Origin of the sequence: Oricola sp., assembly GCF_965230365.1 — a bacterium.
Taxonomy (GTDB): Bacteria; Pseudomonadota; Alphaproteobacteria; order Rhizobiales; family Rhizobiaceae; genus Oricola.
Window position 1 is genome coordinate 240,255 of record NZ_OZ246003.1, and the last position, 13,661, is coordinate 253,915.

The window sequence follows — 13,661 nt, forward strand, 5'->3', positions numbered from 1 at the left end:
TGTCAGAACTCAGCCATGTCCTTTGGGTCGGCAAGGCCGGCGAGGTAGGCCTTTGCCTCGTCCGCTGTCATGGCCGGTGCCGCACTCGCCGCAGCACCGTCCGGCATGTCGCCGAAATAGAACTGGAAGCCCGGTATCGATTGACGGCGCTTGCGGATGGGCATGCCCTCATAGGGAAAGACGTCGGACCGCTCATTGGCGGCTGCGTCATGGCAGGGCAGCACATAATCGGCCCGCTTGTCGATCTCCTCGACCGATTTCCACCCTTCGTAACTGCTGACAAACCGTGCCGGCACCCAGTAACGCCATTTCTCGGCGGGATTCGGTTCCAGATTGCGCTCGACGAAAATCGCATCGCCGGCCACCACGATGTCGCCGGCGCCTGTTTCCACGGTCACCGCCATATGCCCCACCGAGTGGCCCGGCGTATGGAACATGGTGATACCCGGCAACACCTCGCATTCGTGCTCAACCGCTTCGAAGACGCAGCCCGCATAGGCCGGCTCGATGCCCAGAATGCCGCATTCGTAGGTGCGATAGTAGAGCGGCAGCGGATTGTACGCCATTTCGATTTCGGCTTTCGGTGCGATGTATCGCGCATTCTTGAATTGCTTCATGTTCTGCACATGGTCCCAGTGCAGATGGGTAAAGATGATCGCGTCGATTTCGTCCGGATGGACACCGAGCTTCTGCTGAAGGTGATCATGCACCTCCAGACAGCCTCGCTTTTCGCATTTGTGGTGATACTTGGTGGCCCGCTCTTCGTCGCACAGGCCGGTGTCGATCAGGATCTTGTGCTCGCCGGTATCGACATAGTGGCAATAGACCGGGTTCCAGTACTTCTTGCCCGCCGGCCCCTTCCAGAAAATGTAGGTGCCGAGATCCGCTTCCAACCAACCGGTGTTGATCGGATAAATCCTCGTTTGCGCGATACCCATGGCCTCTTCCCGTATGCATGTTTTCTATTCTGCATACAGAAAAGGGAATTCACATCCGTTTTCAAGTGAAAATTACATGGCGACGCACTTTAGTTCGCCTTGAGCGCCTGCATGAAGCTTTCCGTCATATGACTGCGCATACCTTTGGACGCCGTCACCGAATCCTCAGAGAAAATGTCGTCGATCAGCGCCTGGTGACTCTGCGCGGAAGCCAGGAGATCCTCCTGGCTAGCGAATTTCTTGGCCCGGAACGGCCCGGTGCGGCGACGGAAATCCGACGCTATCTCGGCCATGTAGGGATTGCCCGTCGCATTGTAGATCGTCAGGTGGAAAGCCTCGTTCGCGGCAAGGTATGCGGCGCGATCGCCCGATTCTGCCGCCTTGACGCACTCCGCCTGCGCCGCCTCGATCTCCGAACGGGTGAGCAGGGTCAGGCGCTGCGACACGATTCTGGCGCATGCGGCCTCGATTTCGTGCATTGCCTCAAAGATTTGACTGAGTTCCTCGCGACTGTACTCGGCCACGAAGACACCCCGTCGCTCTCCCTGAACAAGGACGCCCTGTGCGGTCAGGCGGGACAGCGCTTCCCGAACAGGCGTACGCGACGCGCCGAAGCGCTCGGCCAGCCCGACCTCGTCGAGCCGCTGCCCAGGCGACAACTTGCCTGCACTGATCTCATCCAGCAGCGCCTGCTCGATTCGTTGAGCCGCCGAGAGCCTTTGCGAGCCTTTTAGTCCGTTCAGCATGTGGGTTCCTGTCCAAGCGAGCCGTTTCTATCCCAGATCCCCGGCTGGTGCAATTTGACGCAGCGTATCTAAGCCTGATTTTTCTTTTTTGTATATTTACATTTCTTTCTGTATACAAAATAATCAACCCCTGTTTAAGCGAGGAACGGCATGCCTGAGATCCGCCTGCAGAACATGGTCAAGCGCTATGGAGCCGTCCAAGTGCTGCATGGCATCGATCTCAGCATGGCCGAGAACGAGTTCACTGCGCTGGTTGGACCTTCGGGTTGCGGCAAGTCGACGACCCTGCGCATGATCGCCGGCCTGGAGACGGTCACCGACGGCGAGATCTTTATCGGCGGCCGGCCGGTCAGCCGCCTGGAGCCAAAGGACCGAAATCTGGCGATGGTGTTCCAGGACTACGCGCTTTATCCGCACATGAACGTCGCGCGGAACATCTCCTTTGCCTTGCGGCTGCAGAAACGGCCGAAGGCGGAGATCGACGCCAAGGTGCGCCACGTCGCCGACATGGTCGGGCTGACGGAGTATCTGCATCGCAAGCCCGGCGCGCTTTCGGGCGGCCAGCGGCAGCGCGTGGCGATGGCGCGCGCGCTCGCCAAGGACAGCGACATCTTTCTCTTCGACGAGCCGTTGTCGAACCTCGACGCCAAGCTGCGCGGACAGATGCGCGCCGAACTGGCGCTGATGCGCCAGCGCGTCCAGAAGAACATGATCTATGTCACCCACGATCAGATCGAGGCGATGACGCTCGCCGACCGGATCGTTGTCATGCACGGCGGACACATCCAGCAACAGGGCACGCCCGAGGAGCTGTTCAAACACCCGGCCAACAAATTCGTCGCCGGCTTTCTCGGAACGCCACCGATGAACTTCTTCGATGTCGATCTCCGCCAGGACGGCGATACGTTGTTCGCTGCAGGCAACGGTTTCCGCGTAGCCATTCCCGAAAAGAAGGCGGCGACACTGCCGTCCGGATCCGAGCAGGCCATCATGGGTATTCGTCCGACGGATCTGGAGTTCGATGCGGCTGCACCGGACGGCGCGGCGCTCGATCTCAAGGTCAAGGTGTCTGAATACATCGGCGCGCAGTCGGTCCTTCTGTGCGCCTGCGGCGAAACCGATGTGACGGTCGAGCTGAAATCCGAAGCCCCCATCGCATTGGGCGAGACACTCAGGTTCGCGGTCAGACCTGAGGGCATCCATCTGTTTGACCGCAACACGGAGGAGGCGCTCTAGCGCGCCCGAACGAACAACTCAGGGAGGAATTCTGATGCTACAGACACTGAAACGGGCGGCACTGGCTGCCTCAACGACACTCGCACTGGCCTCGGCGGCGATCGCCGGTCCCTATGACGATTATGCAGGCGAGACGTTGATCGTGAATTTCCCGGCCCACCCGCATTTCGATGCGGTGATGAAGATCCTGCCGGAATTCACCAAGAAGACCGGTATCGAGGTTGAGGTCGACCAACTGCCCTACCTGAAGATGCGCGAGCGCCAGACGCTCGAACTCGCGCAGGACGAAGGTGAGTACGACCTGATCGCCTATGTGGTCTTTTCCAAGGCAGACTACGTCTATGCCGATCAGCTCGAGAATCTCGCGCGCTACTTCATGAATCCGAAGCTGGCCGATCCGTCCTACGATGCGGACGACCTGATCGACGGCTATGTCTACAACATCGGCTTTGCCGGCGGAAACAAGGGTTATCTGGAGGGCAAGACCGGTTCGCTGTTCGGTATTCCTTACGGTTCGGAAACATCGATCCTGGGCTACCGGAAGGACATCTTCGACAAACACGGGCTCAAGGTTCCGGAAACCTATGACGAACTGCTGGAAACCGCCTGCAAGATTCCCGAATTGGAGCCGGGAATGGGCGGGCTGTCATCGCGCGCGGCCTCCGGCCACCATGCCAGCCACGCATTCCTGCTGCATCTGGCACCGCTCGGTGGGCGCATCTTCGATGACCAGTGGAATCCGATCGTCAACAATGCGGCCGGTATCGAAGCGGCAAACGCGCTGAAGACCATTGTCGATTGCGGTCCGGAAGGCGCAGCCAGCTTTGGATTCGGCGAAGCGCTCGGCTCGTTCCTCAATGGCGACACCGCCATGTTCCTGGACACGACCGTCGTTGCGGGTCAGATCAACGATCCGAACAAATCCCAGGTTGTCGGCAAAGTCGGATGGGCGATGCATCCGATGGGCGTGCGCCGCGGTTCGCAGACGGGCGGCTTTGGAATCGGCATTCCGAAAAACGCCGAGAACAAGGAAGCGGCCTTCCTGCTGATGCAGTGGCTGACCTCCAAGGAGGGCGACAAGCTGGTGGCCATGGCCGGCGGCAATCCCTCGCGCTTCTCCACCCACGCGGACACAGATGTGAACGCCAAGTTCCCGCATATGGCGACCTTCGGCGAAGCGTTGAAGCACGCCGATCCGGACTGGCGTCCGATCATCCCGGTCTGGGGAAAGATCAATGCCGATCTCGGAACCACGTTGTCGAAAGTGCTGACCGAGGATCTCGATATCCAGGAAGCGCTGGATGGCGTCGCCGAGCGCACCAAGACGGTGATGGAAGAGGCCGGCTACTACACCTGGCAGTAGTCCTCCCTGCCAAACGGGGGCGGTCACGGCACCGCCCCCGGATCAAACAAGCTCCACGCTCCGGATCAGGCTGTCGACCCGCAGATGAATGCCGCCAACCGTCTTACGCCCTATCTGTTCATGGCGCCCGCCGTGATCATCATGGGCATCGCGCTTCTGTATCCGCTTGGCTACATGATCTATGGCTCGTTCCGTGACTGGAACCCGAGCCAGAGCATCGGCGAGAGCGAATTCGTCGGCCTGAAAAACTATGTCACGCTGTTCTTCGATCCCGCCTTCCGCGAAAGCCTCTCGGTCACGCTGACTTTCGCCTTCAGCGTCGTTGTCGCCGAGCTTGTCATCGGCGTCGGGCTGGCGCTGCTTCTCGACCGCAACATCCGCGGCATGTCGATACTGCGCACGCTGTTCATCCTGCCGATGATGATCGCGCCGGTCGTGGTCGGCCTGATGTGGCGCTACATGTACCACCCGACTGTCGGCACCTTTAACCGAACGCTGAAATCGCTGGGCTTGGACAGCGTCGACTGGCTCGGCCAGCATGCGCTGCTGTCGGTCATCATCGCCGATATCTGGCAGTGGACGCCGTTTATCTTCATTCTCGCGCTGGCCGCGCTCCAGTCGCTGCCGCGCTCGGCGCTCGAAGCAGCCCGCATCGACGGCGCGACCCAATGGCAGCAGATCTGGCACATCAAGCTGCCGTTGATGATGCCGGTGTTGATCGTCACGGCACTGCTGCGCCTGATCGATGCATTCAAGGTGCTTGAGGTCATCCTGGTCATGACCGAGGGCGGTCCGGGCCTGTCGACCGAGATCGTCGCACTGCGAATTTCGCGCACCGCCACAGAATTTCGCGAACTCGGCACCGCGGCGGCGATGTCGAATTACCTGTTGATCCTCCTGCTGTTCCTGACCCTTGCCATGTTCGTCTTCACACGGCTGCAGGAAGCCCGCGCTGGCTGGATCGAACGCCAGATACAGGAAGAGCACTGAGCGATGAACAACGAAAGACAGAGCCCGGCCTTCTACGCGCTGCTCGCCGCCCTGATCTTCATGGCGGTCGGGCCGATCACCCTGATGTTCGTCAACTCCTTCAAGCTTGATGTCGACATCATTTCAGGCACTGCCGGCCTTCTGTTCCTGCCGACGATCCAGAACTACGAAACCGCGCTTTGCGACATCCTCTGGTACGAACCCGATCATCTCGATTTCTGTGCACTGAAGTTCGGCGGTGCGTTCATCAACTCGCTGATCATCGCGTTAATCTCGACCGCCTTGACGCTTGTGATTGGTTGCATGGCGGCCTATGCGCTGGTGCGCTTCCGCTTCTATGGCCGCGATACGGTGTCGCTGACCACGCTGATGGTCCGCATGGTTCCGCCGGCGGTGTTGCTGGTGCCGGTCTTCGGGCTCTGGAACAACGAGTTCTGCATCGACCGGGCGACCATGATCGGAAGCTGGATTCGCGACACCTTCGGCGGACGCGGCGATGTCTGCCTGGCCGGCACCCATTCCGGCATCATCCTCGTCTATGTGGCGATGAACCTGCCCTTCGTCATCTGGATCTTGCAGAGCTTCATCGTTCAGGTGCCGCAAAGCCTGGAAGAAGCCGCTCGGGTCGACGGGGCGGGGCCGTTCCAGGTTTTCTTCATGATTGTCCTGCCGCTGATCAAGCCGGGCCTCGCGGCAGCGGCGATCTTTACATTCCGCATTGCCTGGAACGAATATCTGCTGGCTTCTGCGCTGTCGGATCGAAACACCAAGACCGTGCCGATCCTGATCGTCAACAATATGTCCGAGTTCAACGTCGAATGGGGAGTGATCATGGCGACCGGCATGCTTCTGGCGATCCCACCGATCATCTTCACATTGTTCGCCAGCCGTCAGATCATCACCGGCATGACCGCCGGCGCGGTCAAAGGCTGACGCCTGTGGGAACCGCCTCGGTCCTGGTTCTGGCGACCCTTGAAACCAAGGCGCGGGAGGCGGAGTACCTGATTGACCGCCTGAAGGAGCACGGGGCAGCAGCACGCATTGTCGATATTTCGCTGAACACGGGCGGTGTCGTTCAGGACGGTCCGGGCAAGCTTGCCCGCATGAACGCCACTGTGGCCGAGGCCAGAAACGTGGCTGAAGCGGCAATCGCTGAGGGCTGCCGCGCCGTCGTCGGCATTGGGGGAGGTACTGGAGGCGAAATCTGCATCCGCGTGATGCGGGCGTTGCCCATTACCTTCCCGAAGGTGCTCGTCACGACCCTGCCATTCGATCCCCGCGCGGCGGTGGCCGAAAGCTCCATCATCCTGGTTCCCACCCTTGCCGACATCTCCGGCCTGAACACGGTGATCCGCGAGGTCCTTGGGAAAGCGGCCGTCATTACCGCCGGACTGAGCGCGATCCCAAACACGCCACCCGCACCGTCCATCGGCATTACCGGCCTCGGCGCCAACGAGGCGGCGGTGGCAGCTCTGGTCCATGCCCTAGACCGCCGCGGCGAAGAAAGCACCGTCTTCCATTCCAACGGTTATGGCGGTGCCGCCTTCGCCCGCTTTGCGGCTATGGGCGCTTTTTGGGCAATCGTCGACATGACCCCGCATGAACTGACCCGCATCCACCTGGCCGGCGCCCGCGTGGATATGCCCGGACGCTTTACCGCAGCCGCGGACCTGCCCCGTCTGATGCTCCCGGGTGCCCTCAACTTCCTCGGCCTCGGTGAATTGTCCACGTTGCCGGCGACCTACCGCGGTCGCCCCCACTATGCGCATTCCGGCTTCTTTACCCACGTGAAGCTCGAGCCCGATGAAATGCGGCTAATCGCCTCCGAGCTTGCCAAGGTGCTGAACGCCGCCAAGGGCCCCACGGCCCTCATCGTCCCCATGGGTGGCTTCTCGCATCAGGACTGCCCGGGGGGCGCGATCGAAGACGGAAACCTCCGGCAGGTTTTCCTCGACCAGGTTCGGCAGGACATTTCTCCCAGGACCGTTGTTCATCCAATGGATGCGCACATCTCCGCGCCGGAAGTCACTGAGACAATCCTTGCCAGCCTCGACGGCCTGACCGCATTCCAAACCAAGGCGGATCCCGATGTCTGACATCAACGAAAAGAAAGACGCCCTGATCGCAGCCGCGAAACGCTGCTTCGACCTCAGGCTCCAGACCAATGCCGGCGGCAACCTGTCGGTGCGACTCGATAGCCAGGATGCCATCATCATCAAGCCCTCCGGCGTCGGATTCAACGAATGCACGCGCGAGAACCTGCAGATCGTGCATCTGGACGGCACCATCGAGCCCTCCGACCACAAGCCGTCGAAGGACCTCGGCTTCCATCTCGATCTCTATCGCATCCGCGATGACATCCGCGCTGTCGTCCACTGCCACAGCCCGTGGGCCACGGGCTATGCCAGCGCCGGCCTCGAAATCCCCTGCCTGACCGTGCAGACCATAGAGAAGATCGGCCGCATGCCGCTCATCCCGCTGTCACCGCAGGGCGGGCCACAGACGGAAGAGGACATCTCCCCGGTGTTCCGGGACCCGGCGGTCAACGCAGCTGTGCTGGCAAACCACGGAACGATCGGCGTCGGCCGGACCCTCATGGCCGCGCAATACCTGGCTGAGATCATCGAAGAAACCGCCCACATCGCCTTTGTCCGCGATACGCTGATGGCTGCGCACGGCAAACGGAACGCCGATCTTCCGCGTTTTGGCACTGCCGCGGACGCCAAAGCCTGAACTTGGGTCGCTATTGGCTCGGCAACAGTCATGGCGCCGGATATCATGCGAACCGCCTCGCCCGCGGAGGCCCGCTCGTGGCGACCAATTCCGGTCAGGCTGCCGGGGGCCGTTGGAGGCCTCCCGGCAACTTACGCTCAATGCTCGAGCATGCCCCAGAGCTTGCGCTTGATCTGTAAGAACTCGTCGGTCAGGCGCATCTCGTTGTCGCGCGGGCGCGGCAGCGTGATCTCCTCGATATGACTTATGCGGCCCGGTCTTGCCGACATCACGACGACCTTGTCTGACAGGAAGATCGCCTCCTCGATGTCATGGGTGACAAAGATGATCGTCTTTTTGGAGCGCCCCCAGGTCTTCAGCAGGTCCGACTGCATCCGTTCCTTTGTCTGTGCGTCGAGCGCTCCGAACGGTTCGTCCATCAGGAGCACATCGGGATCGTTGGCATAGACGCGCCCGATATCGACGCGCTTGCGCATGCCGCCGGACAGTTCGCGTGGCCAGCGGTCCTCGAATCCCTTGAGGCCGACCATCTCGATCCACTTGGCCTCGATCTCCTTCTGCTCGCGACGGCTGGCGCCGCGCAGGCGCGGTCCGTAGGAGACGTTCTTGGCAACCGTCATCCAGGGAAACACGGCATCCTGCTGAAAGACCATGCCGCGCCGCCGGTCAGTGCCCTTGATGGCATCGCCATCGAGCGTCATCTCCCCGTCGGAAGGTTCGAAGAGGCCGGCCATCATTTTCAGGAGCGTGGACTTGCCGCAACCGGATGTTCCGACGATGGAGGTGAAGCTGCCGGACGGAAACGAAAGGTCGATCCCCTCCAGGACAGTCAGCGCGGCCGGGGTGTTCTTTCCGAATGTGTGGCTGAGATTGTTAACTTTGATTTCCGGCATTACTCGCGAGCCTCCGACCAGCGTGTCAGGCGGGCCTGAATCGTTCTGAAGGTACGGTCCATGATGAAGGCACAGGTGCCGATCACGATGATGATCATCATGACTTGTTCAGTGAGGAAATAGCGCCGGCCTTCCTGCAGCATGTATCCAAGTCCGCTTGGCGCGGCGATCAGCTCGGCGGCGACCAGCGTTGTCCACGCGGCGGCCAGCGCGATGCGGTAGCCGGTGATGATGAAGGGGGTTGCCGCCGGAATGGCGACCGTGCGGAAGACCTGGAAGCGGGACGCGCCCATGGTCGCCGCGGCATCGACATAGACCTGCGGCACGTTCTTCATGCCGGCGATGACGTTGACCACGCAGACCATGAAGCAGGCGATGGTGATCAACAGGACACGGCTGAATTCTTCAATCCCGAACCAGATGATGATGATCGGGATATAGGCCAGCGGCGGGATCGGGCGGACCGATTCGATCAGCGGATCGATGAGGTACTCGATCGGCTTGTACCATCCGACAAGACAACCAATGATCACTGCCAGTGTCGTGCCGATGAAAAAGCCCATGAGGATGCGGTAGAGACTCGCCGCCAACGCATCGCCCAAAGCGCCCGCCTCGAGGTTCGTGGCGAACGAGCCCACAATATCCGGAATTGGCGGCAGAAGCGCAGGGTTGTTGTCCGGCAGGCTGGTTACGGCCGCATAGACCAGCAACACAGCCCCGATCGAAAGGGCGCCCAGAAACAGGCGCCCCGACAGCAATGACAGCAGGAGTTTCATGTCTTAGATCTGCTTGACGACCTGATCGGAAACAAGGGCGGCGAGGTCCGGCATACCGCCGATCCGCTCGTTGGCCACAAGGAATTCGGACTGAACGCGCAGGGCGTTGTTCAGAATGCCCTTGGCATAGACGTCCTTGATCTCGGCTTTGTCGAAGTAGAAGTAGCCATTGAGAAGCGGCTCGACATCGGCGGGCTTGACGCCGGCGCGGCCCATGCCGCTCTGCCATTCGACCATCCGGTCGACGACAGCGGCGTTTTCCTCGCGCAGCATCGGCACGGCCTTTTCATGGAACGCCCGCACGACCTCGACATAGGCGGCTTCCTTGGCATCCAGGTTCTGCTGGGTGGTCATGAAGACATCCATGATCGAGGGGCGCTTGTCGATCGGCATCTGCGAACCTTCGACCAGCAGCGAAGCATCCGGCAGCGCGTCGTAGATCAGCTTGCGCGACGTCGCCAGCGGAACCGTCGCATCGACAGCGCCAGCGATGAAGGCGGACTGGCCGTCGATCGGTTCCATGTTGACGCGGGTCAGCGGCATGTCTTCCAGGCCTTCATTGGCCAGCGCCACACCGAGGAAGAAGTCGAAATTCGATCCGGACGTCACCGCGATCTTCTTGCCTTCGAGATCGGCGAGCGACTTCATGCCGGGAGCGCCGACAATCTGGAACAGGCCGGATGCATCGCCGCAGATCGAGATTTCGCGGAAATCGGCGACCTTGCGGTACATGGCCGCCAGCGGCGGCACCGAACCGACCGTGATCGTGTCGACCGAACCGCCCACCATGGCCTCGATGGCCGGTGGGCCGGACGGGAACACGGAAAATTCCATGTCGACACCGGGCGCGAAGCCCTGATCCTGGATCAGCCAGTAAAGACCGAACGAATAGGCCGGAATGATGCCGACCTTGAGTTTCTCGCTGGAGGCGTGAGCCTTGCCGATGAAGAAGTTCGGCGCAGCGAGCGCTGCACTGGCGGCGATGCCTCCTTTAAGGATGGTTCTGCGCGAAACGGCTTGATGAACAGGTTTGGGCACTGTCGGGTCCTCCCTCGTGATTTCTCTCTCCCAGTCACGGTGAACCGAACCACCGTAAACTCCCGGCGATTATGAATGAGATTTTACATTTGTCAATTATTTTGTCATTTGAGCCCATTTTCGATTGCGGACATCCCAGCCTGCTATCGTTCCCGCCGGCAACGGCGGAAAAGCGCAAGCATTGCGCTGCCCTCGACAGATGCAGATTTGCGGAAAGGTGTCCCGGATAGCCGACGATCAGCCGGCTTCGAGCAGCGCATGCGCCAGCGCCTCATCGACACAAAGATGCGTCGCCAAGCCGCCATTCAAAACCGCCAGTGCGGCGTCTTTTCGATCTTCGCCGGCAACGACCAGGAGCTTGCGTTCGATGCGGCGAAGCTGATCGACTTCGATTGCTACAATGCGCTCCTGCGGGGGCTGCTGCAGGGCATTGCCCTGGGCATCGATGTATCGGCAGCAGACGACCCCCCTCGCACCGCTGGCCTCCGCCGTTTCGATGTCGGAAGCCTGCGCTATGCCGGCCCCGGCCAGGTGCGTGCTTGCGGCCATGTTGCCAACCGAAAACACGGCGACATCGAGATTGTCGAAGCGCTTGAGTTGGGCAGCGATCGTCGGCTCGATCTTCAGGGCATTTGCAAGCTCCGCCGACGACAGGACCGCCGGCGCGTGCAGTGTGAAACAAGTCGCGCCGAAGCAATTGGCGATCCTGATCGCGCAGTCCTCGGAGGCCGGCACGCGGTCCGACACCATCGATCCGATCATCTGGCACACGGTCACGCCGTCGATGCGTGCGTTGCCGATGACCGAAGAAACCGCCTTGATCGTCTCGCCCCACGCAACGCCGATACTGTCGCCGGGTTTGACGATATCGATCAGCGCCATCGCCGCGACGCGCGCCACCTGGGCAAGCGCTTCGGCGCGGTCGGCGGGCGGCGCCGATTCGCCGCGGCTCTGCGAAACGTAAGCGTCCTTGAGGTTGAATTTCTGGCACAAGAGGCGGGACAGGTTCGAGGCCGCGAGCACCTCGCCCTCAACGCGGATCTCGACGATACCGCGTTCACGCGACTCGCGCAGGAGATTGACGATTGTCGGCCGCGAAACGCCCAAGCGTTGAGCGATCTCGCTCTGCGTCAGTCCCTCGCCGTAATAAAGGAGCGCCACATTGGCGAGATGGGCGTCCTTGTCGGACAAGCGGCGTGAATCATCGCGGGCCATTTCAGGCAGAAACTATTTTCTTGCCTGATTGTCCATAGTTGTGCCGGAACCATTTGAAGCAGCGATCGATTTCTTCCTGCGGCAATTCTTCGACGGGTCCGCGGCACATCGCAAGATGCGTGGTCATGGCCGCCTCCTCCAAATACATGGCGACGGCTGTCGCCTCCGTTGCGGACTTGCCCATCGTGAATACGCCATGCGCTTTGACCAGCGCCGCATAGCCGCCCTCGGCGGCTTCCACGATCGCCTGGCCGGTGTCCACCTCGCCGGGGGTGGCATAGCGCGAACACGGTACGTCGCGCCCGATCAGATGCACGATCGGGGTCAAGACCGCGGGAATCCGCTCGCCACGGGCCGCAAACGAGGTCGCATAAGGCGAATGGGTGTGGGTAATCCCAAAGACATCCGGACGGTGACGATAAATATACAGATGGATGCCCGTGTCGACCGAAGGCTTCATCTCGCCCTCGATGACTTTACCGTCGAGATCGACGACCGACATGGTTTCTGGCGTCAGCTTGGCGAATTTCACACCGGACGGCTTGATGACCACCAGCCCGCTTTCGGGATCGCGCCCCGAAACGTTTCCGCCTGACCCGACAACGAGCCCCGCGCGCGGCAGTTCGTGATTCTGCTCGCAAACCTCTTCCTTGAGCGCTTCAAGCATTGACCTTGTCCTCCGGAACTCCGTGCGGATAGACGACTATCTTTAGCGATTTCTCCGCTTTGCGCAGCATCTCGAAAGCCGTCGCGCTGTCGGCGATATCGAAGCGATGGGAGATCGCCTCATCGGCCTTGATGCGACCTGACTCCAGCAGACGAATGTAGCTGTAGGTGTCGGTGTGATCGGAACTGTAGCGCGACGTGACCGTGATCTGGTCGAAATAGGCACGCGCGCCGTCGCGGACCCAGTCGGTGCCGGGCGCCAGCGGGGCGCCGAGGTGTAGCGTGCCGCCCACCTCGACAAGCGCCTCGGCCTGAGCCCATGCCGGCGCAAAGGGCGCAATGACGATCACCGTGTCGGCGAGCCTGCCATTGTTGACGGCGCGCAGCGCCTCGACGGCATCCTCGTTCTTTGGATTGATCGTGTGCGTGGCGCCAAACTCTCGCGCCTTCTGCAATCGCCAATCGGAGAAATCGAGCGCCACCACCTTGCCGGCGCCGAACAACGGCGCGAGATGCACGAAGCCCTGCCCCATGAAACCGGCGCCGACCACGGCGACCGTATCGCCAAGCTGGATGTTGCAGACCTTGAGACCCGAGACCACACAGGACCACGGTTCGATGGTCACCGCGGCCTCGGTGGAGATGTTGTCGGGCAGCTTGTGCGCATCCATTCTCAGGTGCTGCGCGGTTACGCGGTAGTATTCGCACACGCCGCCCGGATCGAGCCGCATCGACTTGTAGAAGGGATCGCGCGTGAAATGTCCGCGCCGCGACAGGTGGCTGTCGATCCTGCCGACGTGATGATTGACGAACAACCGGTCGCCCGGCTTGTAACCGGTCACGTCGCGCCCGACCTCAACGACCTCGCCAATCGGTTCGTGACCGAGCACCTTGGGATCGCCCTTTTTGTACCAGGCCATGGTCTCGCCGCCGCAAAGGCCGCAAGCCAGCGTTTTCAGCAAAACCTCTTCCGGGCCGATTTCCGGCACGGGCCATTCCTCAACCCGGATGTCATCGAGCGCGTGGTACACGGCCGCTTTCATGGTTTTCGTCATATCCTACTCCAG

14 protein-coding genes are annotated in these 13,661 nt (G+C 61.0%); 6 read left to right on the top strand and 8 right to left on the bottom strand.

From position 1 onward, the window contains the following. Window positions 1-2: 2 nt before the first annotated feature. Window positions 3-938, bottom strand: coding sequence for an N-acyl homoserine lactonase family protein (locus tag ACO06R_RS01125; protein WP_421854962.1), 936 nt, complete (start codon window positions 936-938; stop codon window positions 3-5). An 89-nt stretch (window positions 939-1,027) separates the two neighbouring features. Further along, window positions 1,028-1,684 carry a GntR family transcriptional regulator gene (locus tag ACO06R_RS01130; protein WP_421854965.1) on the bottom strand — a complete coding sequence of 219 codons (657 nt, stop codon included), beginning with the start codon at window positions 1,682-1,684 and terminating at the stop codon, window positions 1,028-1,030. A 150-nt stretch (window positions 1,685-1,834) separates the two neighbouring features. Here ACO06R_RS01130 and ACO06R_RS01135 point away from each other — a divergent pair, with 150 nt between their 5' ends. The 6 genes from ACO06R_RS01135 to ACO06R_RS01160 all read left to right on the top strand — a co-directional run bounded on the left by ACO06R_RS01135 (window position 1,835) and on the right by ACO06R_RS01160 (window position 8,006). Next, window positions 1,835-2,920, top strand: a complete 1,086-nt coding sequence (locus ACO06R_RS01135) for an ABC transporter ATP-binding protein (protein ID WP_421854968.1) — start codon at window positions 1,835-1,837, stop codon at window positions 2,918-2,920. Between the two features lie 34 nt (window positions 2,921-2,954). After that, window positions 2,955-4,283, top strand: coding sequence for an extracellular solute-binding protein (locus ACO06R_RS01140; RefSeq protein WP_421854971.1), 1,329 nt, complete (start codon window positions 2,955-2,957; stop codon window positions 4,281-4,283). 84 nt (window positions 4,284-4,367) lie between these two features. Further along, entirely contained in the window at window positions 4,368-5,273 is a 906-nt protein-coding gene (locus tag ACO06R_RS01145) for a carbohydrate ABC transporter permease (protein ID WP_421854974.1), read from the top strand. Window positions 5,274-5,276: 3 nt separating this feature from the next. After that, window positions 5,277-6,206 (top strand): carbohydrate ABC transporter permease, encoded by a 930-nt coding sequence (locus ACO06R_RS01150; RefSeq protein WP_421854977.1) that lies wholly within the window; start codon window positions 5,277-5,279, stop codon window positions 6,204-6,206. A gap of 5 nt (window positions 6,207-6,211) precedes the next feature. Next, window positions 6,212-7,369, top strand: a complete 1,158-nt coding sequence (locus tag ACO06R_RS01155) for a Tm-1-like ATP-binding domain-containing protein (RefSeq protein WP_421854980.1) — start codon at window positions 6,212-6,214, stop codon at window positions 7,367-7,369. Continuing rightward, entirely contained in the window at window positions 7,362-8,006 is a 645-nt protein-coding gene (locus tag ACO06R_RS01160; RefSeq protein ID WP_421854983.1) for a class II aldolase/adducin family protein, read from the top strand. The genes ACO06R_RS01155 and ACO06R_RS01160 overlap by 8 nt, the downstream gene beginning before the upstream one ends. A gap of 137 nt (window positions 8,007-8,143) precedes the next feature. Here the strand turns inward: ACO06R_RS01160 and ACO06R_RS01165 are convergent, their stop codons facing one another. The 6 genes from ACO06R_RS01165 to ACO06R_RS01190 all read right to left on the bottom strand — a co-directional run bounded on the left by ACO06R_RS01165 (window position 8,144) and on the right by ACO06R_RS01190 (window position 13,649). Beyond that, window positions 8,144-8,899: an ABC transporter ATP-binding protein gene (locus ACO06R_RS01165; RefSeq protein WP_421854986.1), complete on the bottom strand. Its 756-nt coding sequence runs from the start codon at window positions 8,897-8,899 to the stop codon at window positions 8,144-8,146. Continuing rightward, window positions 8,899-9,675: an ABC transporter permease gene (locus ACO06R_RS01170; RefSeq protein WP_421854989.1), complete on the bottom strand. Its 777-nt coding sequence runs from the start codon at window positions 9,673-9,675 to the stop codon at window positions 8,899-8,901. Before ACO06R_RS01170 ends, ACO06R_RS01165 begins: the two co-directional genes overlap by 1 nt. Before the next feature lie 3 nt (window positions 9,676-9,678). Continuing rightward, window positions 9,679-10,713 (bottom strand): ABC transporter substrate-binding protein, encoded by a 1,035-nt coding sequence (locus ACO06R_RS01175; protein WP_421854992.1) that lies wholly within the window; start codon window positions 10,711-10,713, stop codon window positions 9,679-9,681. A gap of 237 nt (window positions 10,714-10,950) precedes the next feature. Then, a complete protein-coding gene (locus tag ACO06R_RS01180) occupies window positions 10,951-11,904 on the bottom strand; it encodes a sugar-binding transcriptional regulator (RefSeq protein ID WP_421854995.1) in 954 nt (317 codons plus the stop codon). Between the two features lie 25 nt (window positions 11,905-11,929). After that, entirely contained in the window at window positions 11,930-12,595 is a 666-nt protein-coding gene (locus ACO06R_RS01185; protein ID WP_421854998.1) for a class II aldolase/adducin family protein, read from the bottom strand. Beyond that, complete coding sequence (locus ACO06R_RS01190; protein ID WP_421855001.1) at window positions 12,588-13,649, bottom strand: zinc-binding dehydrogenase; 1,062 nt, start codon at window positions 13,647-13,649, stop codon at window positions 12,588-12,590. Before ACO06R_RS01190 ends, ACO06R_RS01185 begins: the two co-directional genes overlap by 8 nt. Window positions 13,650-13,661: the final 12 nt, after the last annotated feature.